This is a genomic window from Amycolatopsis sp. cmx-11-32, from assembly GCF_047608695.1.
Taxonomy (GTDB): domain Bacteria; phylum Actinomycetota; class Actinomycetes; order Mycobacteriales; family Pseudonocardiaceae; genus Amycolatopsis.
The window spans coordinates 495,166-518,194 of sequence record NZ_JADNQN010000001.1 but is presented as its reverse complement, the minus strand read 5'-3'; the positions used below and the strand labels follow the sequence as shown (position 1 = coordinate 518,194).

Below are 23,029 nucleotides of genomic sequence, written 5' to 3'. Positions count from 1 at the left end.
CCTCATCTTCGCCGCGTTCGTGCCCCAGTTCATCGACGCAGCTCACGGCTCCTTTTCTGCCCAGATCGCGACCCCCGGCGCCATTTACGTGGTCGCCGAGCTCGTCGCGGGCGTGACCTCCATCGGAGCCGGCGCGCTCGTGAAGTCGCCCGCAACGTCGATCGGGGTACCGGTGTCGTGTGCCTCGGCATGGCGGGAGCCCTCGCCGCGTCGAGCCTCTGAACCCACCCCCGATCACGGTGCGTTTAGCGGGCTAATCGCGATCCGATGGGCTCGGAAAGCACGGAACGACAAGGCGATCTGTCAAGGTTCCGGAGCGAGAAGCGGAAGCCGATCAACCTCGCGGACCAACCTTCGTTCGGAAAACCCACACGCACTGCGGACACGCCCCGTGAAGCTGTTAGAGTCGGCGACACGCTTCGGGACGAGTGTGCCCCGAAGCGTTCCTGGCTTGTGCCAGAAAGCTGTGTGTTCCTGCCGGCCCTAGGTCGGCCAAGCCGATCGTCGGTACGACAGCCGACGACGCCGAGGAGGTCCCCCGCGTGCTCAGCGCCTTCCGCTCGGCTCTCGCGACGCCGGATCTACGTAAGAAGATCCTGTTCACGCTAGCCATCGTCGCGGTCTACCGAATCGGTGCCACCATCCCGGCCCCGGGCATCTCGTACTCCGCCGTCCAGAAATGTACGGAAACCGGGTCGCAGGAGGGCGTCTATCAGCTGCTGAACTTGTTCAGTGGCGGTGCACTGCTGCAGCTGTCGCTGTTCTCGACCGGCATCATGCCGTACATCACGGCGAGCATCATCGTCCAGCTCCTCACCGTGGTCATCCCACGGTTCGAGGAGCTGAAGAAGGAAGGCCAGGCCGGCCAGGGCAAGCTGACCCAGTACACCCGGTACCTGACGATCGCCCTCGCGGTTCTGCAGGCCACCGGTGTGGTGGCGCTCGCCGACCGCAAGCAGCTCTTCCCGCAGTGCGACACCGCGATCATCCCGGACAACAGCGTCTACACGCTGGCCATCATCGTCATCACGATGACCGCCGGTACCGCCGTCATGATGTGGCTGGGTGAGCTGATCACCGAGCGCGGCGTCGGAAACGGTATGTCCGTCTTGATCTTCCTGAACATCGCCGCCCGCATCCCGATCGAGGGTGGCAACATCCTCAGCAGCGCGGGCCCCGTGGTGTTCACCCTCATCTGCGTGTTCGGCCTGGTGATCATCGCCAGCGTCATCTTCGTCGAGCAGGGCCAGCGCCGGATCCCGGTGCAGTACGCCAAGCGCATGATCGGCCGCCGCATGTACGGCGGGACCTCGACCTACCTGCCGATCAAGGTGAACCAGGCCGGTGTCATCCCGGTCATCTTCGCCTCGTCGCTGCTCTACCTGCCGGATCTGATCAGCCGCCTCGTCGCTGACGCCAACAGCAACGCCGGGTGGCAGGTCTTCATCCAGAACTACATCGTCAACCAGTCCAGCTGGGCGCACGTCCTGCTGTACTTCGCGTTGATCATCTTCTTCACGTACTTCTACATCACGATCACGTTCAACGTGGACGAGCGTGCGGAAGAAATGAAGAAGTTCGGTGGCTTCATCCCGGGTATCCGCCCGGGCCGTCCCACCGCGGAGTACCTCAGCTACGTCCTCGGCCGGATCACCCTGCCGGGCTCGCTGTACCTGGGCATCATCGCGATCCTCCCGAACTTCTTCCTGTCCGTTACCGGTAGCGGGAACAACCAGAACTTCCCGTTCGGTGGCACGGCTGTGCTGATCATGGTCGGTGTCGGTCTCGACACCGTGAAGCAGATCGAAAGCCAGCTGATGCAACGTAACTACGAAGGGTTCTTGAAGTGACGCGCCTGGTTCTTGTTGGCCCTCCTGGCGCGGGCAAAGGTACTCAGGCGGTAGCACTGTCGGAGAAGCTCCGGATCCCGCATATCTCGACCGGCGATCTGTTCCGCGCCCACGTGGGGGAGCAGACGCCGCTGGGCCAGGAAGCCAAGCGCTACCTGGATTCCGGTGAACTCGTGCCCGATTCGGTCACGAACGAGATGGTGCGTGAGCGTCTTGCCGAACCCGACGCCAAGGTCGGTTTCCTGTTGGACGGCTTCCCCCGCAACACGAAGCAGGCTGACGTCCTCGGTGAGATCCTCGGCGAGGTCGACACCGAACTGAACGCGGTCATCCAGCTCCAGGTCTCCGAAGACGTCGTCGTCGAGCGGCTGCTGTCCCGTGGCCGCTCGGACGACACCGAAGAGGTCATCCGTCGTCGCCAGCAGATCTACGTGTCCGAGACGGCTCCGCTGCTCGAGTACTACGCGGACATCCTGGTCACGGTCAACGGTGTCGGCTCGGTCGACGAGATCTCCGTCCGCGTGCTGGAAGCGCTGCGCGACCGCACGTGAACCTCGGAGGACTGCGTGTACTGCAACGGCTTCGTCGTGGGCGCATGATCGAACTCAAGACCCCGGGCGAGCTCCAGGCGATGCGCGCGGCCGGTCTGATCGTCTGGCGCACCCTCACCGCGGTGCGCGAGATCGCCAAGCCAGGGGCGACGACGGCCGATCTCGACGAACTCGCCGAGCAGACGATCCGCGACGCCGGCGCGGTGCCCTCGTTCAAGGGTTACCACGGCTTCCCTGCGTCGATCTGCGCTTCGGTGAACGAGCAGATCGTGCACGGCATCCCGTCGAAGACGCAGGCCTTGAACGAGGGCGACATCATCTCGGTGGATTGCGGCGCGATCCTCGACGGTTGGCACGGCGACTCCGCGGTCACTCTCGCGATCGGTGAGGTGTCGAAGGCGGATCTCGCGCTTTCGGCGGCCACCGAGGCGGCGATGTGGGCGGGGATCGCCGCGGTGTCATCCGGTGGGCGGCTCACAGACATCTCGCATGCCGTGCAGACCGCGGCCGAGAAGGCCGGCCAGGATGACGGCATCGAGTACGGGATGATCGTCGAGTACGGCGGTCACGGGATCGGGCGCCAGATGCACATGGACCCGTTCCTGCCGAACCTCGGTAAGCCCGGCAAGGGCCCGAGACTCAAGACCGGAATGGCGCTCGCGATCGAGCCCATGCTGACCGGTGGTGGTGGTGGTGGTGGTGAGACCGTCGAGCTCGACGACGGTTGGACCGTCGTGACAGCGGACGGCTCGCGGGCCGCGCACTGGGAACACACCGTCGCCATCACCGACGACGGCCCGTGGGTGCTGACCGCCCCCGAAGACGCCTGACCCTCTCCGGCCCCAGATCGCGTTTAGCCCGCTAAACGCAAGTGCGCCCAGGTGGGCGCCAGGTCGCGGTTAGGCCGCGAAACGCAAGTCCGCCCGCTGGTCGGCGCAGTGCCCCGCCTCGCCTGAGGCGTCTGGGCGCTGCCCCCATCGGGCACACCTCGGGGCCGCCGAGCACGCCGGGCAATAGGCCCGCCAGGTCGCGATCAGCCCGCTAAACGCAGGTCGGTGGAGGCGTATGATGGGGGAGGTCGCTTCCGGCGAGCCCGGGGCATGTAACACAGTTACCCCCCGTCTGGGCCTCGCGACACGGGTTGCGTACACTGTCAAGTCGGTGTACTCATCGCGCCCGGATCCTGCGCGCTCGTGAATTCTCGCGAACGAACATTGGACCCCGGGTGGAGTGTGCCGACGCACCACCCAGCCAAGCACTCAAGCTCTGACTGATAACACAGCGTAGCGACAGGAAATGCGGAGGACATGGGCAAGAAAGACGGGGCCATCGAGGTCGAAGGCCGCGTAGTCGAGCCGCTCCCCAACGCGATGTTCCGCGTCGAGTTGGAGAACGGCCACAAGGTCCTTGCACACATCAGCGGCAAGATGCGGCAGCACTACATTCGCATTCTGCCCGAGGACAGGGTTGTCGTGGAGCTCTCGCCCTACGACTTGTCTCGTGGTCGCATCGTCTACCGCTACAAGTGATCACGACGAGTTAGTACAAGCAGGAGAGCAGGAGACGTGAAGGTTCAGCCGAGCGTCAAGAAAATCTGCGACAAGTGCAAAGTGATCCGCCGTCACGGCCGGATCATGGTGATCTGCGAGAACCTGCGGCACAAGCAGCGGCAGGGCTGATCACTCGCACTCGTACAGAGTGGATTGACGGCTACACAATCTCCCCGCACCTGCCGGGCCGTGCGAACGGCCCGGTTCACCCCCGGACTTCAGGCCGGGGCCGGGACACCCGAAGCGCGAGCCGAGGGCACGACAGGCGAGTCGGTCCCGGGACCGGACGGGGAGCAGACCTGAAGACGAATTCTATGAAGGAGCATCAACGCCAATGGCACGACTCGCTGGCGTAGACCTCCCCCGCGAAAAGCGGTTGGAGATCGCGCTGACTTACATCTACGGCATCGGCCGTACCCGCTCGAAGCAGCTCGTCGCGGCTGCCGAGCTCAACGCGGACACTCGCGTCAAGGATCTGAGCGATGACGACCTCGCCAAGCTGCGGGTTTACATCGAAGAGAACTTCAAGGTCGAGGGTGACCTTCGCCGTGAGGTGAACGCCGACATCCGTCGGAAGATCGAGATCGGGTGTTACGAGGGCCTTCGCTGGCGTCGCGGACTTCCCGTCCGTGGTCAGCGGACCAAGACGAACGCCCGTACCCGTAAGGGTCCGAAGAAGACGGTCGCCGGCAAGAAGAAGGCTGGCAAGAAGTGAGCGTCCAGGGCAAGAAGGTCGTGCAGATGGGCGGCGTTCACCGCCGCGGCTCGGCATGTGTCTCGCCCAAGGCGCTTTACGCCCGCCCGATGGCGCTCCGCAACCTGTACACCGACGCCGGTTCGATCATCCGGCGCGGCCAGGCCGAAGCGGTCGCCGCTCACCAAGAGAACGCGCGCTAACAGGAGAACCCTCAGAACATGCCACCGAAGTCTCGTACTGCGGCGGGGGCCAAGAAGGTCCGCCGTAAGGAAAAGAAGAATGTCGCGCACGGCCACGCGCACATCAAGAGCACCTTCAACAACACCATCGTCTCGATCACGGACCCGACCGGTGCCGTGATCGCGTGGGCGTCGAGTGGTCACGTGGGCTTCAAGGGCTCGCGTAAGTCCACCCCGTTCGCCGCGCAGATGGCCGCCGAGAACGCCGCCCGCAAGGCTGCCGAGCACGGCATGAAGAAGGTCGACGTTTTCGTGAAGGGCCCGGGTTCGGGCCGCGAGACGGCGATCCGCTCGCTGCAGGCGGCCGGCCTCGAGGTCGGCACCATCCAGGACGTGACCCCGCAGCCTCACAACGGCTGCCGCCCGCCCAAGCGGCGCCGGGTCTGAGGAACGGGGAGGAGTAAGAAGAAATGGCTCGTTACACCGGCCCCGCGACGCGTATTTCGCGTCGCCTCAAGGTTGACCTCATCGGCGGCGACCAGGCTTTCGAGCGTCGCCCCTACCCGCCGGGCCAGCACGGCCGCGGGCGCATCAAGGAGTCCGAGTACCTCCTGCAGTCGCAGGAGAAGCAGAAGGCTCGCTACACCTACGGCGTTCTCGAGCGTCAGTTCGTCCGGTACTACAAGGAAGCCGTCCGGCGTCCGGGTAAGACCGGTGAGAACCTGCTGCAGATCCTCGAGTCCCGTTTGGACAACGTGATCTACCGCGCCGGCATCGCCCGCACCCGCCGTCAGGCGCGTCAGCTGGTGAGCCACGGTCACTTCGTGGTCAATGGCGTCAAGGTCAACGTGCCCTCGTACCAGGTCAGCAAGTGGGACATCATCGACGTGCGGCCGAAGTCGTTCGCGATGCTGCCCTTCGTCGCTGCCAAGGAGTCGTTCGGCGAGCGTCCCGTTCCCGCGTGGCTCCAGGTTGTTCCGTCCAACCTCCGGGTGCTGGTCCACCAGCTCCCGGAGCGCGCTCAGATCGACGTTCCGGTCCAGGAACAGCTGATCGTCGAGCTCTACTCGAAGTGATCCATCACCGGGCCGGGGAAACCCCGGCCCGGTGTGGGCACGGGCGGCGGCGCCCGGAGTGCGCCGCCGTTTCGCCATCCCTTTCGGTGTCATATGGCGGGCGCCGTTTGGAAAGGAATTAGGAAAGATGCTGATTTCCCAGCGGCCGGCTCTCGGCGAAGAGACGGTCAACGAGACCCGCTCCCGGTTCACCATCGAACCGCTGGAGCCCGGCTTCGGCTACACGCTCGGCAACTCGCTGCGGCGCACGCTGCTGTCGTCCATTCCGGGCGCGGCCGTGACGAGCATCCGCATCGACGGTGTGCTGCACGAGTTCACCACCGTTCCCGGGGTGAAGGAAGACGTCACCGACATCATCCTGAACCTCAAGGAGCTCGTGGTCTCCTCGGAAGAGGACGAGCCGGTCACCATGTACCTGCGCAAGCAGGGCCCCGGTGAGGTCACCGCTGCCGACATCGTGCCCCCGGCCGGTGTCACCGTGCACAACCCGGATCTGCACATCGCGTCGCTGAACGGCAAGGGCAAGCTCGAGATCGAGCTCGTCGTCGAGCGCGGCCGCGGTTACGTTCCGGCCCTGCAGAACAAGCAGGCGGGCGCGGAGATCGGCCGGATCCCGGTCGACTCCATCTACTCCCCGGTGCTGAAGGTGACCTACAAGGTCGAGGCGACCCGTGTCGAGCAGCGCACCGACTTCGACAAGCTGATCCTGGACGTGGAGACGAAGCCGTCGATCACGCCGCGGGACGCTGTCGCGTCGGCCGGTAAGACGCTGGTGGAGCTGTTCGGTCTCGCGCGCGAGCTGAACGTCGACGCCGAGGGCATCGAGATCGGCCCGTCGCCGCAGGAGGCGGACACCATCGCCGCCTACGCGATGCCGATCGAGGACCTGGACCTCACCGTCCGGTCGTACAACTGCCTCAAGCGCGAGGGCATCCACACCGTCGGCGAACTGGTCTCGCGCAGCGAGGCCGACCTGCTGGACATCCGCAACTTCGGCGCGAAGTCGATCGACGAGGTCAAGCTCAAGCTCGTCGGTCTCGGCCTCGCGCTGAAGGACAGCCCGCCCGGGTTCGACCCGACCGCGGCCGCGGCCAGCTACGACGGTGAAGGCTGGTCCGAGGGCGTCGACAGCATCACGGACGGAATTTCGGACAATGGCCACGACGATGGCCAGGACTACGCAGAGACGGAGCAGCTGTAGGGCCAGCTTCGGCTCCCTCACCGGTAGGGGTGGGGGAGCCCCGGCCTCCAGCTGTGAGCTGAACGAGGAGAACCGATGCCCACCCCCACAAAGGGACCCCGTCTCGGCGGGTCGCCCGCGCACGAGCGGCTGATCCTGGCCAATCTGGCCACGCAGCTGTTCGAGCACGGCAAGATCACGACGACCGAGGCGAAGGCCCGGCGGGTGCGCCCGCTGGCCGAAAAGCTGATCACGAAGGCGAAGCGGGGCGACCTGCACAACCGTCGTCAGATCCAGCGCATCGTGCGCGACAAGGACGTCGTGCACAAGCTGATCGCCGAAATCGGTCCGTTCTTCGCGGAGCGTCCGGGTGGTTACACCCGGATCACCAAGACGATGGCACGCAAGGGCGACAACGCCCCCATGGCGGTCATCGAACTGGTGGCCGAGAAGACCGTCACCGCCGAGGCCGAGGCCGCGCGCAAGACGAAGTTCGCCAAGGACGAGCCGAAGGCTGCCGCCCCGGCCGCCGAGGAGACCACCGAGGCAGCCGACACGGCCGCCGCTGACGCTCCGGAGGCCACCGAGGCTCCCGCCGCCGACGGAGCCGCTGAGGCCCCCGCCGCGGACGCGGACAGCAAGAAGGACTGACGTCCTGACGGCACCGAACACCCCGGACGAGCCCGCCACTCCCACTGCGGAGGGCGGGCTCGTTCGTCTGCGTCTGGATGTCTCTTACGACGGCACCGATTTCTCCGGCTGGGCGCGGCAGCCCGGGCGGCGCACCGTTCAGGGACTCCTCGAAGAAGCGCTCGCGAAGCAGCCTCCAGGAGCCTCGGTCCCGAAGTCCGTCGTCGTCGCCGGCCGCACCGATGCCGGTGTGCACGCGGCCGGCCAGGTGGTCCACGTCGACGTGTCGCCTTTAGCGGGCAAAACGCGATCCGGTCGCCTTGAACTGGACGAGCAAGGTATTCCCGACCTGGGGCGGATGCGTCACCGCTGGAATCGGTACCTGCCGGGTGACGTGCGGGTGCTGGGTGCTCGGGTGGCCGCCCCGGGGTTCGACGCGCGGTTCTCCGCTGTGCGACGGCACTATCGTTACCGCGTCTCGGATGCGCCGTGGGGAGTGGATCCCTTGCGGCGTCACGACACCTTGGCCTGGGGACGGCCGCTTTCGATCGACGCGATGAACGAGGCGTCGGCGTCCCTCTTGGGGCTCCAGGACTTCGCGGCCTTCTGCAAGCAGCGCGAAGGCAGCACGACAATTCGCGAGCTGCAGCGGCTTGTCTGGCGGCGGACCGGACCACACGCGGTCGAGGTCGACGTCTCCGCTGACGCGTTCTGCCACTCGATGGTGCGCAGCCTGGTCGGGGCACTGCTTCTGGTCGGAGACGGCCGTCGTGCGCTGGGTTGGCCCGGCGACGTCTTGGAGAACCGCACGCGCGACAGCGCTGTCGCTCCCGCACACGGCCTGTCGCTGATGGCCGTCGACTACCCGCCGGACACGGAACTCGCCGCCCGCGCCGATCAAACGCGCGCCATGCGCACCCCCTCCTGACCCGGGCGCGGCACAGTTAGCGGGCTAACCGGGCCGCGGCGGGCACGCAGGACGGCCTCGACGATGCCTTCGAAATCGGTCGCCAGGTCTTCCGCGGTGACGATGACGAAGCGCCAGCCTTCGGCTTCCGCTCGTCTTCGGCGTTTCCGATCGTGAGCTCGTTGCGCTGGCGTGTTGTGCCAGCGTCCGTCGTATTCGATTGCGACCTTGTACTCCTCGTCTCCTAGATCGAGGCGAGCGACGAAATGACCCGTTCGAGAGATGACTTCGAACCGAGGTGTCGCCGTAATTCCGCCGGCGGCCAGCACGATGCGAACCTCCGATTCCGGGGGCGACTCCGCGCGAGGATCGGACAGTCGTAAAGCATGTCTGGCCAGGCGGATTCCTCGATTGCGGCGACCGTAGAACTCCCCGTTGAGATGTAGATCGCGCAGCTTCTCGGCTCTCATGAACTGGTCCAGATCGGGGACGCCGGTGCGGAGCCGTCTCACCCAACCGGATTTTCGAGGAGAAAGCCGCAGGAGCAGGTCCAGCGCGATCCGGGTCTTACGCGCGATACGAATGCCGTTCCACGGCCCCGATTCTTCGGGCCTGATCTCGGTACGCCGAATCTTGATTCCGTCTATCGGTCCGAAGCGGTATTTCTCCGGTACGACCATCTCGACCGGATCGTTGGGGTTGGCCAGCTCGATGCCTTGAACGGTCGCAGCCGATCGTCCGGTCAGCACGGCTTCCGGAGGCGCCAGTAGCGCGGCGCCTCGGCAGCGCAGCTCGTGCGTGACCTCCACGTCAGCGCGCGTGTAGACGTCCTGGAACAGCCTCCGCACGCTGGGACCGCGGAGGCGGCTTGCCGTGATGAGGCCTGCTTTGCGTGCCTCGGAGCCACGGAAGACGTCGGGGAGATGGGATGAATCGAATGGTTTGGTCATGCCGACACCGTGATCGAAAAGACCGACAACGCATGGCCGTCACAGGTCCTTCAGGGGCGACTTATCCACAAACCCCGGCTTATCCACAGTCCGCGCAGTTGCCCCTTGACGGACAACCTCCCCACCCGCTTCCCGAGCCAGGTCGACTTTAGCGGCCTAATCGTGAAACGGGGCGGGACGCAAAACGGGGACACTGTCCGATGTGGACAGTGCCCCGCAGAGCGCGATCAGGCTGCTAAAGTCGCCGCGCCGGCTTAGTCGCCGCGGCGTACGGGGCCCAGGATCTGCTGCTCTTTCGCGGTGGTGACCAGGCGAAGAGGGCGCCACAGGTTGCGTCCCAGTGCGACGACTTGGTCGTCTTTCAAGGCCGTGAGCTGCTTCATCATTTGCGGCGGGAGTCGCCAGATCCGCGCGGCCAGTTCGGCCTGTCCAGGCGGGAGCCGCTGCATCAGCACCAGGTCGGCCGCGTTCGCGGTCGCCCCGGCCTGCGGATGCAGATAAGGCAGCACGTAGACCGTGGTCTGCCACGGCGACCGCGGCGGGAACAGGTCCTGCGGTGTCGGGCCGCCGTCGGTCACCACCAGCAGCGGCGCGTCCTCGGACGGACGCGGCAGGTCCACCGGCGACAACCGCCGGATCTGTACCAGCGGCGACGGCCTGCCGTTGGGCTGATTGCCCGCCGCCTGGGGGAGAACCTGCCACGCGGCCGGTCGCCCGGTCGCCACGACGACCCACGCTCCGACCGCCATCGCCCGCAACGCCACCTGGCGAGCCAGGTACAGACCTCCGACGAGAACGATCCGGGTCGGCGTCGAGCGGAGCGCGGAGATCGTCAGCGGCTCACCCTTGAGTCCGGAGCCGAGGACGATCCCGCCTCGGTCGCCGGACGGGCTGATCGCGTCGAGCATCGCCGGGTCGACGGTGAATTCCGGGGCGATACCGGCGTTCTGGCCGGCGTCACGCATACGGGTGCTCATGCCGTGCCTCCGATCGGCAATGTCGCGGAGAACCCGGAGATCTGCAGGCCGCGCAACGGCGTCAGCGCCACGCCCAGCCGGTCCGAGATGCCCTGCAGCCGCTGGTCGGCCGCGTCCAGTTCACGCGGGTTCCGCGCGCTCAGGCGCACGATGCCCCGCAGGCCGATCTTGCCTTCATCGGCGGACGGCGAGATCGACATCGCCACCGTCGCCGACAACGCGCGGACGCTGGTCAGCGCGTTCAGGCTGCCGCTGATCTTGCCCTTCGGCCAGCTGGTGATCGCGTAGCTCGCGTGTCCGATGCCCGCCGCGGTAACGCCGGTCCAGCGCTCCTGCAGGCCGACTTTCGCGGGCGAACCGGCGACCGCGGTCAGTTCCGCGGCCGAAATGCTGGACCGCAGCAACTCGTCCGGGTCGAGAGGCCGGGTCGGCACGCCCTGCGACTCCAAGGCGTTGCGCACTCGCGACAGCGCACCGATCAGCGCGCGATGCGCACCGACGACGCCGCCGCCGCGTTCGCGGATGGCGGCCGGGCACCGGCGCGGGTCGAGCCGGATGGCGACCCACGTCGTCCGGCGCGCGGCCGCGGGGAGCGGGCCGAGTACCTCCATGTAGGAGCTGAGTGCCGGCGAGTCCGACGGAAGGGACGCACTGCCCGGGTAGCAGTGCCAGATCATCTGGATCGAGTCGAGGACCACGCCGCGGTCTTCCAAACACGGCGCGAGCGCGGACAGCGGCAGGCTCGGCGCGCCGCCGGCCTGGGTGATCAGCGCGGGCGCGGGTTCGACGAGCAGGACCGCGGTCCACGTCCCGTCGTTCCACGCGAGGCCGACCTGCTGGCGTTCGTGGTCGACGCCGTGCGCGACGACGAGATCGGGAACGGCGAGGCGAAGCAGGTTCACCCGGGCGTCGTCGGGGCCGGTGACGGCGTCCTCTTCGGTGGCGAGCGTCTCGATGCTGCTCGGCGGAAGCGGAGCCGCCACGCGATCGTGCGAACGGAACATGTACCGCATGGTGAGTCCAGCCCATTGGGTGAACCAGCGGCCGCCCCAGCGCAGGAACGCGATGATGATCGCGACCCCGAGCACACCGATCGCGACGTACTTCAGCTTCATGTCGATCGCGAGGAGAACGAGACCGATCGCGAGCCCGAGTTCGAGCACGACCAGGTTCGCCACGGGCAGCGGACCGAGGTTGATCCCGCCGGTCCGTCGCCGCGCCGGCGCGGCGATCCGCGGCGCGGGGGTGGCCGGAGGACCGGGCTGCGGGCCGGGGCCGCCGGACGGAGGACCGCCCGGGCCACTCGGACCACTGGGGCCTCCAGGACCACTAGGTCCCCCAGGACCTCCGGGGCCGCCTGGCCCCTGCGGTCCGCCAGGGCCACCGGGACCACCGGGACCACCGGGTCCACGAGGAACCCCGGGGCCTCCCTGGCCGCCGGCCGGGCCACCAGGACCATTTGGTCTGCCGGGCCTTGGCGGCGGCCCCGGCGGGCGACCTGGAGGTTGAGACCCCGGAGGGCCGGGCGGACGTGGAGGAGTGGTGACGGACATCCGCGCTTTCTCTTCCCCTCGTGCGTGCTGCGTACCCGGAAAGCCGGTCCCGAGGAACTTGACACTAGCTGGGGTTGGTAGAAACCCCACACCAGACGGTCCCCGTACGGCTATCCTGCGGAACCGTACCGCGACGGGGAGGACTGTAGGTCGAGAATGCCATCAACACCGACTACTAAGTCTCAAGTTCAGGCTTATCAGTTCGTTCTGCGCCGGATGCAATCCGCGCTGGTCCGTCGCGACGCCGTCATGCTCCACGACCCGATGCGCACGCACACGCGCGCCACCATCGTGGGCATCGTGCTGGCCGCGCTGGGCGTACTGGTCTTCGTCATCTGGGGGCTGTTGAGCCCGAAACCCTCCGTTCCGGAGGCGGGCAACATCGTCATCGGCGAACAGTCCGGAACGGTGTACGTCGTTGCGGGGAACCCGAAGAAACTGATTCCGACCTTCAACCTCGCTTCCGCACGGCTGCTGATCATCGCGCAGTCCAAGCAAGGGGCGCAGCAGGCAGGCAGCAAGCCTTCCGGGCCCGCACAGGCCTCCGAAGTGAAGAACCCCACAGTCGTTTCGGACGAACAGCTGAAGAACATTCCCCGCGGTCAGCTCATGGGCATTCCCAACGGCCCGCAGCTGATGCCGACGGAAGGCCAGCGTGTCGCCCCGGACTGGGGTGTGTGCGACGAGGTCATGTACGACCCGACGGTGCCCAGGCCAGATCTCACGAAGACCGAGACGACCGTCTACGCGGGTGTGAAACAGCTCGGAAACCGTGAGCTCGGCCAGAACGAGGCATTGATGGCCAGGGGCGCCAACGGCAGGATCTATCTGATCTACCGGCTGGCGTCGAATCCCAACCTCCCGAACGCGAACGCCGTCAAGGCCGAGATCAAGCCCGACGCCAGTGCCGTCCTCTCCGCGTTGAAGCTGCCCGACCAGCCTCGCGGTATTTCCCAGGGCCTGCTGGACGCGATCCCCGAGGTGCCGGAGCTGAAGCAGCCGGACGTCACGGGCAAGGGCGAGAACCCCAGCTTCGAAATCGAAGGCATGAAGGTTGGTGACGTCTTCTCCACCGAGCAGGCCGAAGGGCGGAAGGACTTCCACCTCATCACGAGGGAAGGGATCCAGTCCATCTCCCCGGCCGTCGCGGACATCGTCCAGACCGGGAAGAACGACGGCAGCACTTCGGTCATGTCCGTGGCGCTGGGCAAGATCCGCAACGTCACGCGGGTGGCCGCCGGGCAGCCGGGCTTCATCGAGCTCGACGCCTACCCCCAGACCGTGCCGACGGTGCTCAACGCGACCCAAGGTTCCCGGGTGTCCTGCCTGAGCTGGTCCATCACCGGCGACGGCAACAGCCGGGACGGTCACACCGCGGTTTTCGTCGACGACAAGCTGCCGAAGGGCAGGAACGCAGACGGTTCCGCGCCCGGGGTCAAGATCGGTACTCCCGGCCCGGTCGGCGCGCCGATCAACAGCTTCTTCATGGAGCCCGGTTTCGCGGCGGTCGTCCAGTCGGCGACCGGCAAGGAGACCTTCGACAAGGGGCCGATCCAGCTGATCTCCGATCGCGGGATCCGCTACGGCATCCCTGACGCTGTCACGGCGGACTCGATCGGGCTCAACAAGCGCGTGCCCGCACCGGAGTCGATCGTCAGGATCCTGCCGGTCGGCGCGTCGCTGAACACGCAGGACGTACTTCGCGCGTTCGACACGGTGCCGATCGACGACAGGGCCGGATCGGTCGCCACGCAGGGGCAGCAGCCTCCGGCGGGAAACTGATCGCGGGAACCTTCGGGGCGGCACAAGCGTCTCAACGCCCAAGCACTGTCGGGTGAGTGGAGGGCGCAGTGGCCGGCCTGAAGATCGACGGCACCGTCGTCGGTGACTACGCGAAGCGGGTCGACGCGGCCGCCGGAGAACTCGAGCTGGCGGCCGCCGAGGTGACCGGAGACGGCATCACTGTCGAATCCCACGGCACGCTGGGGGAGGAGCTGGGCCTCGGCGCGTCTTACGGACGCGCGGCCGAGGCCATCCAGCGTCAGCTGGTGGAAGGCGCGGCCGCGCTGAGGTCGGCGTCGGAGGCCCTCCGCACGGTGACCGCGCGGCACGCCGGGCACGACGACGAGGCCGCCCAGATGATCAAGCACGCCGTGGAGCTCTGAACCGCATGATCGCCGAGTCGGAGAACCCGACCGATTCCATCCCGCACCCGATGGCGTCCGCGCGCCCTGCCGCTCCTGTGGCGGCGCCGAGCGCGTTTAGCCCGCTAAACGCGCCTGGCTCGGCAGGTGAGGACCTCATCGGGGATGCGGAGCCGCATCTCGCCTTTGTTTCGGAGCTGTCCGGCCATCTGGGGCTGATCGATCCGGTCGAGGCCTACCTGACTCCGCTGGCGGGGCGCTGGGAGGACCTGAAGGACGAAGCGGGACGGCTCCGAAAAGCGGCGATGACCGCGGCCACCGTGTCGAAGGAGCTGTCGGAGGACCTCGGCCGTCTCGACGCCGGGTGGTCCGGCAAGGACGCCGATGCGTTCGTCGCGTACATCGGGGACATCAACATCGCGGGCTCCGACGTCGAAGACGCCCTGAACACGCTGGCGGGTTCGCTCGACGAACTGGTGTTGTCGATCCGTCGCATCCTGGCCGACCTCGTCGAAGTCTTGGTCGACACGGCCGAACTGACCTCCGAGACCGCGATGCTGCCGGTCGGTGGCGTCCGGCGGGCGCGAACTCAGCTGGAAGAGGCGCAAGAGTCGGCCAAGGCGCTTTTCGAAGCCGGCCGCGACGTCCTCGAGGGCTTTGTGAGGCTTTGTGACGGGGTGGACGATCCCGATGCTGTTTCGCGGAGCATCGAGATCGCTCACCGGTACCCGCAGGACGAGTTCAAGCTCCATGACGATTCCACGGCGGCGGGTGCGCCGACCGTGGAGAAGGACGCCGCGGAATCGGATTCCAGTGCCGCGTCCGAGGAACAGTCGACTTCGCCGTCCGCGGCCGCCGACCCCGCCGACGGCCGGAAGACCGGGTCGCAGGAACCGCTGATCGAACAAGGACAGGCGCCGATCCCGGAGGTCGCGTCCGTGCAGGCTTCGCCGCCTCAGGGCCAGGCCGCGGCCGGGTCGGGGACGGGGATGATGCCCATGGGGATGGCGCCGATGGGGATGGGCATGGGCGGTGGAGGCCGGGCGGCTCACCAGTCGAAGACACGGCCCACCTCGAAGCCGTCCGATGTGGTCGGCGAGCCTGGCCAGGTCGTCCCGCCCGTGATCGGCGAGGACGACAGCCCGGCGAAACCCGCTCCGAAGCCCAAACCCGCCAAGTAGGTGCCCCACGCGCCCGAGCGACTTTAGCGGCCTAAGTGCGATCTGGACGGCTCGGAGGCGAGTCCAGGGCAGATCGCACTTAGGCCGCTAAAGTCGAGGCCTACGGGGTTTTGCGGCCTGGTGAGGTGGTCGGCCGGTTGCGGCGGACCGAGTGCACCACGAACAGCGTGACGAGCAGCGCCACCAGGCCCCCGCCGGTTCCGGCGAGCGCGACGATCATCGGGGCGGGATCGCGGTCGTTCGCGGGCGGCAGATCCGCGGGCAGCTGGACGGGCTTGGCCTTGTCCGCCTCCGACGGCACGATCGCCGTCAGTGCCGCGATCGGGTCGATGACCCCGAAGCCGACGAAGTTGTCCCGTCCGCCCGGCGCCGCGGGGTGCTGCGCCGTCGCCTTGATCCGGTTCATCACCTCGCGTGCCTGCAGACCTGGGAACTTCGCGCGCACGAGAGCGGCCACGCCGGCGACGTATGGCGCCGCGAAGCTGGTCCCCTGGATGGCACCCGGCTCTCCGTTGCCCTCGATGGTCAGGTTGGCCAGGCTGTTCGAGCCGTCCGCCGGGTCGAGGGAAATGATCTTGGTGCCCGGAGCGGCGACGCTGACCCAAGGTCCGTTGACGCTGAAGTCCGCGACACCACCGGTGTCGTCGATCGCCGCGACGGACAGGACGTCGTCGGCGAACCACGGCGGCGTGACAATCATCTTGGGGGATTTGGGGTCCGGCTGGTCGTTCTGCGGACATTTGTCGCCGACGTTGCCCGCCGCCGCGACGACGACCACGTCACGGTCGACGGCGTAGTTCACCGCCGCCTGAAGCTGCTGCTCGCCCAAGGTGATGCTGCCGGTGGCCGGACGACAGTTGTCGACCGACATGTTGATCACCCGGGAGCCCTTGTCGACGGCCCGGACCACAGCCTGCGCGAGCGTCTTCAGCGTCCCCGCGGTCTTGCCCTGTTCCTGCTGCCGTCCGCCCTTGTCCTGCCCCGGTGCCGTTCCGCCTGCTGCACCGTTTCCCTGTGAGGACGGCGGAAGCTGCGAACTGGGTTTGTTAGACGAAGCAGGCGGAGCGGAGCTGGATGCCGTGCTGGGCGGCGGTTCCGCCTTCTTCTCGGCCTCTTCGTAGTTCTGGCTGGACTGCCGGATCGACAGGATTGTGGCGTCCGGCGCGACCCCCCGGAACCCGATACTCGCGTCGGGCGGGTTCGCGGCGATGATCCCCGCCACCTCGGTGCCGTGGCCGTCACAGTCCTCGAGCCCCGGTGCCTTACCGGCGGGGGTCGCGACGTAGTCGCCCCCGGATTCGACACGTCCGCCGAAGTACGGGTGCGCGCTGACGCCGGTGTCGATCACCGCGACCTTGACGCCCCCACCGACCGACTTGGTGGCGCCACGCATCAGCTGGTGCACCTTTTCGATCTGCAGGTACTCCTGGCCCCACGGGCGGTTCTTGATGTCGACCTGGTCGCCGCCGAGCTTGCTGCGCTGTACGCACTCGGTCTTCTTCTCGTAGGTCTTGTCCGGCTTGCCTTCGTCCGCCGGTTTCTTGCTCCTGTCCACCGGCGGCGGAGTCGCGTAGTAGCCACCGGCGTCCGGCGCGACGCTGCTTTGCTGCGCCCACGCGGGAAGTGCGACCGACGCGGGCGAGAGAACACCGATACCGGCCGCCAGCAGCACCGTTCCGGTACGCCCGGCGAAGCCGAGGTGGCGGACGCGCGTCCCCCTGGACTTCCGCGCTACAGCCATCAGAGCATCATCCGATCGGGTCGTCACTTGAAGTTGAGGTGGCGCAGCGTCGTGTAGAGATCCATGACGCCGAGCGCCAGCGGGAGCACCGTCGCGATGAAGACGGCCTCGAAGATCTCAACCGTCCGCCGCAGCGGCGGCGAGAAGCGCTGGTTCGGGAAGATCACGCCGACCACGAGCGCGCCGGCGCCGATCAGCACCAGCGCACCGAACACGAACAGGACGCGGTTCAGCGGGCTCGCCGACCACATCCAGCCGAGCAGGATGCCCGCGCCCGCCACCATTCCGGTGGTCAGCAGCGCGATGGCCTGCGCGCCGTTCGCGTACGCCCGCGCCCGCAGAAGCAGGACCAGCGTGGCGACCACACCGAGGATCGGGCCGAAGATCGACGGCGACGTCGAGGCGATGATCGCGAACAACGCCGTGGCCGCGCCGCAGCCGGTCAGCAGGCCGGTCATGTACTCGTGGGCGACCGCGGTGCGACGCTCGATGGCGCGGTAGTCCGGGAAGCCCGAGTCTTCCTTGAGTTCCTCGGCGCTGCCGGGAACGTGCGGCGTCGGGAGGGCCGCGAGCTTGATCGTCGCGCGCGGGAGGATCGAGATGCAGGCCAGCGAGAACGCGGTGGCGCCGGCGGCGACACCGGCGATCGGGGTGTCGATGAGCGTCGCGGCCAGGAACGTCAGCGCCGAGATCGTGGCCGTCGTCGCGGCCGCGATGAAGGTGGTGATCCCTTGCCCGATGACGAGGATGCAGACCGCCGCCACGATGATCACGAGGGCGCTCGCGAGCAGCAGGTTCGCCCACAGGGACAGCCCTGGCACGATGTAGAAGCCGCTGACGAAGGCCAGCGGCAGGCCGCCCGTCGCGGCGATCAGGACGCCGGTCGCCTCGGCCTTGTAGGCCTTGGCCAGCGTCGCGCCGATCGCGACGCACGCGATCGCGCCGACACCGCCGGCGATCGCGGCGGCGAGGGCGTTGCCGCCGTAGAACGACCCGCTGGTGAAGAGCGCGAGGGCCGCGAAGAACAGCGCCAGGCCGCCCGCGATGTGCCCGAAACGACGCGCCGTCTCCTTGGTCCACGGACGGAAGCTGTCCGGGGACGACTCGGCGATCGCGTCGACGACGTCGTCGTACAGCGGCGGAGGCGGGTTCTCGTTGCGTTTACGCAGCTGCAGCAGTTCGCCGTCGACGACGCCGAGGGACGCGAGGGTCCGGCTCGGGTCGAGAGGCGCGTCGCCCAGCTTCGCCAGTGCCCAGCCGCCGTGGCGGGCGCCGCCGTCCGGCGTCGCCTCCTTCGCCATTTCCAACAGCATGGGCAGCAGGTCCGCCACCGCGACGTCAGCCGGCAAAGCCACGTCGATCCGGGTGCGTGGCGCGACCACCGTCACCCTGCTGAATACCGTCGTGCCCGTTGCCACTGCCTTCCCCCTGCCCTGAAAGTCTGGTCACCGGGGAACCTATACCGAACCCGGGTGCCCACATCATCGACTGCCGGAAAAAGACCGGCGAAAGTGCGCAGGCGCCCTCCGCGGCCCTCTCACCGGCGGCCGGGCGCGGCGACTTTAGCGGGCAAACTGCGACGCTTAGCGGCCCTAAGCATCCGGGAGGTCTCACGGCCGCCGGATCGCACTTAGGCCGCTAAAGTCGCCGCGCCCTGGTCTGGAGCCCGCGGGTTCGTTGGGGTCTGTCGGTCCGGAGCCCTACACTCCCCGGCATGCGTATGGCCCCGGTCGGGGTCGTTCTCGGCGTTGTCCGGATTTCACCGGTCGCGTTCGATAGGTTGTCTCGCGCACCCGTACGCGCACCAACGGTGGCCGCCATCGTCGAGTTTGAAGAGGGGTCCTTCGATGAGCACGCTGCAGTTCAAGAAGTCACCGCGCCTGGCGGCACCGCGCCCGCCGGGCGGCGAGGTGCATCTCGAACCGCCGCCTGAGGTGCCGCGCACCATCCCGGGCAACATCGTCATGAAGCTGCTTCCCGCGGTGATGATCGTCGCTTCCCTCGGGATGATGGTCTTCATGTTCACCACGGGTGGACGCAATCCCATGATGATGATGATGGGCGGCATGATGGTGCTCAGCACCGTCGGCATGATGGCCGGTGGCGCGGGCAAGGGCGGTGGCGCCAAAAAAGCCGAGATGGACGAGGACCGAAAGGACTATCTGCGTTACCTCGGCCAGATGCGTGACAGGGCCCGTGAGGCCATGGTCGACCAGCGCGCCGCGCTCGAGTGGGTCCACCCCGACCCGCAGACGCTGTGGTCGCTGGCCGCGAGCCGTCGCATGTGGGAACGCCGCCAGAACGACCAGGACTTCCTCCACCTCCGCGTCGGCCGCAGCTCGCACCGTCTCGCGACGCGGCTCGTGCCGCCGCAGACCGGTCCGGTCGACGAACTGGAGCCGATCGCGACGCTGGCCCTGCGCCGGTTCGTGCGCGCGCACTCGATCGTCCCGGATCTGCCGACCCAGATCACCCTCCGCGGATTCGCCGCGGTCAGCATGCAGGGCGACCGCGGCCTCACCCGCGGCCTCACCCGGGCGATGCTTGCTCAGCTGGTCACCTTCCACAGCCCCGACGACGTCCTCATCGCGGTCGCGACGGCGGGCCGCGCCAAGGAGGAGTGGGAGTGGGCGAAGTGGCTGCCGCACGCCCAGCACCCGGCGCTCGCCGACGGTATCGGCCAGCTGCGGATGATGGCGGGCTCCCTCGCGCAGATCGAGGAGTGGCTCGACGAAGAACTCCGTGACCGCCAGCGGTTCTCCCGCAACGCGACGCCCGCCCCGGACCAGCCGCACGTCGTCATCATCGTCGACGACGCCGAGGTCACCCGCGAGGAGCAGATCATCCTCGAAGAGGGTCTGGTCGGCGTCACCCTGATCGATCTTTCCGACTCCATCGGCAACCTCGCGGCCCGCCGCGGCCTGCGGCTGGTCGTCGAGGAAGACCGCCTCGGCGCGCGCAGCGCCGGCGGCGTCGAGTGGTTCGGCCGCCCGGACACGCTCAGCGTCGTCGAGTCCGAAGCGCTGGCACGACTCCTCGCCCCGTACCGCGTCGGCACCGCCGCGCAGGACGCCGCCGAGGAAGAGCCGCTGCTGTCCAACCCCGGTCTGCTCGAGCTGCTGGGCATCCCCGGTGACCCGATGACTTTCGATGTCCAGCAGGCCTGGCGCCCGCGCCCGATGCGGGACCGTTATCGCGTCCCGTTCGGCGTCGGCGAGTACGGCCAGCCGGTCGAGCTGGACATCAAGGAAGCCGCGATGGAGGGCATGGGCCCGCACGGCCTGTGCATCGGGGCGACCGGTTCCGGTAAGTCCGAGTTCCTCCGCACCCTGGTGCTGGGCATGCTCGCCACACACTCGTCGAGCACGTTGAACTTCGTCCTCGTCGACTTCAAGGGTGGTGCGACGTTCATGGGGCTGGACGCCGCGCCGCACGTCTCCGCGGTCATCACCAACCTCGCGGACGAGGTCACGCTGGTCGACCGGATGAAGGACGCGCTGGCCGGTGAAATGAACCGGCGCCAGGAAGCGCTGAAAAACGGCGGCAACTTCAAGAACGTCTGGGAGTACGAGAAAGCGCGCGAGAACGGCGCCGACCTCGACCCGCTGCCCGCGCTCTTCATCGTCTGTGACGAGTTCTCCGAGCTGCTGGCCGCGAAGCCGGACTTCATCGACCTGTTCGTCGCCATCGGACGGCTGGGCCGGTCGCTGCAGATGCACATGCTCCTCGCGTCGCAGCGGTTGGAAGAAGGCAAGCTGCGCGGTCTCGACTCGCACCTTTCCTACCGCATCGGCCTGAAGACCTTCTCCGCCGCGGAATCCCGCGCCGCGATCGGCGTGCCCGACGCGTTCGAGCTGCCGTCCGTGCCCGGTGGCGGTTACCTGAAGTACGACACCTCGACGCTGGTCCGGTTCAAGGCCGCGTACGTCTCGGGCCCGTACCGGCCCGCGGGCATCAAGGCGGCGGGCCCGGTCGCGACCGTGGTCCGCGCGGACAAGCGCCCGCAGCTGTTCGTCCCGGACTTCGTCGAACTGCCGAAAGAGCCGGAGCCGCAGCAGGTCGAGGCCGCGCCGGTCGAGCAGGCCAAGCCGGAGGAGGCCGTCGAGCCCAGCGAGCTCGACGTGGTCGTCTCCCGGCTGATCGGGCAGGGTCCGCCGGCGCACGAGGTGTGGCTGCCGCCGCTGAAGGAACCGAACTCGCTCGACACGCTGCTGCCGAACCTGAACCCCACCGACGACCGCGGTCTGTCCCCGGTCGGGTTCTTCGGCAACGGACGGCTGCAGGTGCCGATGGGTATCGTCGACCGCCCGTACGAGCAGCGTCGTGACCTGCTGTGGGCCGATTTCTCCGGTGCCGCCGGGCACGGTGTGATCGTCGGCGGGCCGCAGTCGGGCAAGTCCACCATGCTCCGGACGCTGATCATGTCCATGTCGCTGACCCACACCCCCGAGGAAGCGCAGTTCTACGCGCTCGACCTCGGTGGTGGTACGTTGGCCGGTCTCCAGGGCCTGCCGCACGTCGGTGGCGTCGCCGTCGCCCGGCGCGAGCCGGACAAGGCCCGCCGGATCGTGGCCGAGCTGACCACCCTGCTCACCGAGCGGGAAGGCCGGTTCGGTGCGATGGGCATCGACTCGATGAACGAGTTCCGCAACCGCAAGCGGCGCGGCGAGATCAAGCCTGAGGATGACGCCTTCGGTGACGCCTTCCTGATCGTCGACAACTGGAAAGCGCTGCGCGACGACTTCGACGAGCTGGAGATCTCGATCACCAAGCTCGCCACCCAGGGTCTTTCCTACGGCGTGCACGTCATCATCGCGGCGAACCGGTGGGCGGACATCCGCCCGGCGATCAAGGACATGATCGGCACCCGGTTCGAGCTCCGCCTCGGTGACCCGAGCGAGTCCGACATCGACCGCCGGGTCGCGGTGAACGTCCCGTCAGGCCGCCCCGGCCGCGGTCTGACCAGGGACAAGCTGCATCTGCTGACCGGTCTTCCGCGCATCGACGGATCGAGCAACCCCGATGACGTCGCCGCCGGTGTCGCCGACGCGGTGGCGAAGATCAAGGGCGCGTGGCGTGGCCGCCCGGCGCCGCAGGTCCGCCTGCTGCCCGAGATGGTCACCTACGACGAGGTGCTCGGCATCGACACCAAGCGCCACACGAAGCTGGTGCCGATCGGCGTCAACGAGGAAGACCTCCAGCCGATCTACCTCGACTTCGCGGCAGACTCGCACTTCTACGCTTTCGCGGACGGGGAGTCGGGCAAGACGAACCTGCTGCGGCAGATCACCCGTGGCATCACCGAGCGGTACACGACGCAGGAAGCGGTCATCATCCTCGTCGACTACCGGCGGACGATGCTCGGTTTCGTCAGCGGAGACCAGCTGCTGGGCTACGCGGTGTCCGCCGCGCAGCTGGACAGCATGGTCAAGGACGTCCACGGGTCGATGACCCGGCGGCTCCCCGGTCCGGACGTGACGCAGGAGCAGCTGAAGACCAGGTCCTGGTGGACCGGTCCGGAGCTGTTCGTCATCGTCGACGACTACGACCTGGTCGCCACGCAGACGAGCAACCCGCTGAAGCCGCTCGCCGAGTTCCTCGCGCAGGCGAAGGACGTCGGTCTGCACGTCATCGCGGTGCGCCGGAGCGGCGGCGCGAGCCGGGCGATGTTCGACCCGATCCTCGGCAAGCTGAAGGAGATCGCGGCGCCCGGTATGGTCATGAACGGCTCGCGTGACGAGGGCAACCTCGTCTCGAACGTGAAGCCGAGCCAGATGCCGCCGGGCCGAGGCAATCTCGTGACCCGGAAGCACGGCAAGCAGCTCATGCAGGTCTCGTGGATCCAGCCGGACTGATCTCCCGC

The 23,029-nt window shown here is 67.6% G+C and carries 21 protein-coding genes; 16 read left to right on the top strand and 5 right to left on the bottom strand.

The genetic code is table 11. The features are described 5' to 3' along the window. Nucleotides 1-542: 542 nt before the first annotated feature. The 12 genes from secY to truA all read left to right on the top strand — a co-directional run bounded on the left by secY (nucleotide 543) and on the right by truA (nucleotide 8,641). The gene (secY, locus tag ACM6LR_RS02505; protein WP_414935926.1) at nucleotides 543-1,850 is read left to right on the top strand and encodes a preprotein translocase subunit SecY; all 1,308 of its coding nucleotides are present in this window, start codon (nucleotides 543-545) and stop codon (nucleotides 1,848-1,850) included. After that, nucleotides 1,847-2,401 carry an adenylate kinase gene (locus tag ACM6LR_RS02500; RefSeq protein WP_414935925.1) on the top strand — a complete coding sequence of 185 codons (555 nt, stop codon included), beginning with the start codon at nucleotides 1,847-1,849 and terminating at the stop codon, nucleotides 2,399-2,401. The genes secY and ACM6LR_RS02500 overlap by 4 nt, the downstream gene beginning before the upstream one ends. Before the next feature lie 44 nt (nucleotides 2,402-2,445). After that, nucleotides 2,446-3,231: a type I methionyl aminopeptidase gene (gene map, locus ACM6LR_RS02495; RefSeq protein WP_414943070.1), complete on the top strand. Its 786-nt coding sequence runs from the start codon at nucleotides 2,446-2,448 to the stop codon at nucleotides 3,229-3,231. Nucleotides 3,232-3,708: 477 nt separating this feature from the next. Then, on the top strand, nucleotides 3,709-3,930 hold the full coding sequence (infA, locus tag ACM6LR_RS02490) for a translation initiation factor IF-1 (protein WP_005166804.1): 222 nt from the start codon (nucleotides 3,709-3,711) through the stop codon (nucleotides 3,928-3,930). A gap of 36 nt (nucleotides 3,931-3,966) precedes the next feature. Continuing rightward, nucleotides 3,967-4,080: a 50S ribosomal protein L36 gene (rpmJ, locus tag ACM6LR_RS02485; RefSeq protein ID WP_004558882.1), complete on the top strand. Its 114-nt coding sequence runs from the start codon at nucleotides 3,967-3,969 to the stop codon at nucleotides 4,078-4,080. Nucleotides 4,081-4,285: 205 nt separating this feature from the next. Further along, complete coding sequence (gene rpsM, locus ACM6LR_RS02480; RefSeq protein ID WP_101612179.1) at nucleotides 4,286-4,666, top strand: 30S ribosomal protein S13; 381 nt, start codon at nucleotides 4,286-4,288, stop codon at nucleotides 4,664-4,666. Further along, nucleotides 4,663-4,848, top strand: a complete 186-nt coding sequence (locus ACM6LR_RS02475) for a hypothetical protein (protein WP_004558884.1) — start codon at nucleotides 4,663-4,665, stop codon at nucleotides 4,846-4,848. The genes rpsM and ACM6LR_RS02475 overlap by 4 nt, the downstream gene beginning before the upstream one ends. An 18-nt stretch (nucleotides 4,849-4,866) precedes the next feature. Then, the gene (rpsK, locus tag ACM6LR_RS02470; protein ID WP_004558885.1) at nucleotides 4,867-5,274 is read left to right on the top strand and encodes a 30S ribosomal protein S11; all 408 of its coding nucleotides are present in this window, start codon (nucleotides 4,867-4,869) and stop codon (nucleotides 5,272-5,274) included. Between the two features lie 23 nt (nucleotides 5,275-5,297). Then, nucleotides 5,298-5,903, top strand: a complete 606-nt coding sequence (gene rpsD / locus ACM6LR_RS02465) for a 30S ribosomal protein S4 (protein ID WP_037314696.1) — start codon at nucleotides 5,298-5,300, stop codon at nucleotides 5,901-5,903. 127 nt (nucleotides 5,904-6,030) lie between these two features. Next, nucleotides 6,031-7,104 (top strand): DNA-directed RNA polymerase subunit alpha, encoded by a 1,074-nt coding sequence (locus tag ACM6LR_RS02460; RefSeq protein WP_005166811.1) that lies wholly within the window; start codon nucleotides 6,031-6,033, stop codon nucleotides 7,102-7,104. A gap of 75 nt (nucleotides 7,105-7,179) precedes the next feature. After that, on the top strand, nucleotides 7,180-7,734 hold the full coding sequence (gene rplQ / locus ACM6LR_RS02455) for a 50S ribosomal protein L17 (RefSeq protein WP_414943069.1): 555 nt from the start codon (nucleotides 7,180-7,182) through the stop codon (nucleotides 7,732-7,734). A gap of 73 nt (nucleotides 7,735-7,807) precedes the next feature. Next, nucleotides 7,808-8,641, top strand: a complete 834-nt coding sequence (gene truA / locus ACM6LR_RS02450; RefSeq protein ID WP_414943230.1) for a tRNA pseudouridine(38-40) synthase TruA — start codon at nucleotides 7,808-7,810, stop codon at nucleotides 8,639-8,641. Here the strand turns inward: truA and ACM6LR_RS02445 are convergent. From ACM6LR_RS02445 to eccE, 3 genes are all read right to left on the bottom strand, one after another. After that, on the bottom strand, nucleotides 8,611-9,570 hold the full coding sequence (locus ACM6LR_RS02445; RefSeq protein ID WP_414943068.1) for an endonuclease domain-containing protein: 960 nt from the start codon (nucleotides 9,568-9,570) through the stop codon (nucleotides 8,611-8,613). The two genes, truA and ACM6LR_RS02445, sit on opposite strands and share 31 nt — an antisense overlap. 254 nt (nucleotides 9,571-9,824) lie before the next feature. Continuing rightward, nucleotides 9,825-10,547 (bottom strand): hypothetical protein, encoded by a 723-nt coding sequence (locus tag ACM6LR_RS02440; protein ID WP_414935920.1) that lies wholly within the window; start codon nucleotides 10,545-10,547, stop codon nucleotides 9,825-9,827. Then, nucleotides 10,544-11,725 carry a type VII secretion protein EccE gene (gene eccE, locus ACM6LR_RS02435; RefSeq protein ID WP_414935919.1) on the bottom strand — a complete coding sequence of 394 codons (1,182 nt, stop codon included), beginning with the start codon at nucleotides 11,723-11,725 and terminating at the stop codon, nucleotides 10,544-10,546. The genes ACM6LR_RS02440 and eccE overlap by 4 nt, the downstream gene beginning before the upstream one ends. A 531-nt stretch (nucleotides 11,726-12,256) precedes the next feature. On the opposite strand from eccE, the gene eccB reads away from it, so the two are divergent. From eccB to ACM6LR_RS02420, 3 genes are all read left to right on the top strand, one after another. After that, nucleotides 12,257-13,882 carry a type VII secretion protein EccB gene (gene eccB, locus ACM6LR_RS02430; RefSeq protein WP_414935918.1) on the top strand — a complete coding sequence of 542 codons (1,626 nt, stop codon included), beginning with the start codon at nucleotides 12,257-12,259 and terminating at the stop codon, nucleotides 13,880-13,882. A gap of 68 nt (nucleotides 13,883-13,950) precedes the next feature. Further along, nucleotides 13,951-14,265, top strand: coding sequence for a hypothetical protein (locus tag ACM6LR_RS02425; protein WP_414935917.1), 315 nt, complete (start codon nucleotides 13,951-13,953; stop codon nucleotides 14,263-14,265). A gap of 5 nt (nucleotides 14,266-14,270) precedes the next feature. Then, complete coding sequence (locus tag ACM6LR_RS02420; protein WP_414943067.1) at nucleotides 14,271-15,425, top strand: WXG100 family type VII secretion target; 1,155 nt, start codon at nucleotides 14,271-14,273, stop codon at nucleotides 15,423-15,425. 100 nt (nucleotides 15,426-15,525) lie between these two features. Here the strand turns inward: ACM6LR_RS02420 and mycP are convergent, their stop codons facing one another. Both mycP and eccD read right to left on the bottom strand, forming a co-directional pair. Continuing rightward, nucleotides 15,526-17,166, bottom strand: coding sequence for a type VII secretion-associated serine protease mycosin (gene mycP / locus ACM6LR_RS02415; protein ID WP_414935915.1), 1,641 nt, complete (start codon nucleotides 17,164-17,166; stop codon nucleotides 15,526-15,528). Between the two features lie 23 nt (nucleotides 17,167-17,189). Next, a complete protein-coding gene (eccD, locus tag ACM6LR_RS02410) occupies nucleotides 17,190-18,554 on the bottom strand; it encodes a type VII secretion integral membrane protein EccD (protein ID WP_414943229.1) in 1,365 nt (454 codons plus the stop codon). 459 nt (nucleotides 18,555-19,013) lie between these two features. Between eccD and eccCa the strand changes: the two genes are divergently transcribed. Next, nucleotides 19,014-23,021: a type VII secretion protein EccCa gene (gene eccCa, locus ACM6LR_RS02405; RefSeq protein WP_414935914.1), complete on the top strand. Its 4,008-nt coding sequence runs from the start codon at nucleotides 19,014-19,016 to the stop codon at nucleotides 23,019-23,021. Nucleotides 23,022-23,029 lie beyond the last annotated feature (8 nt).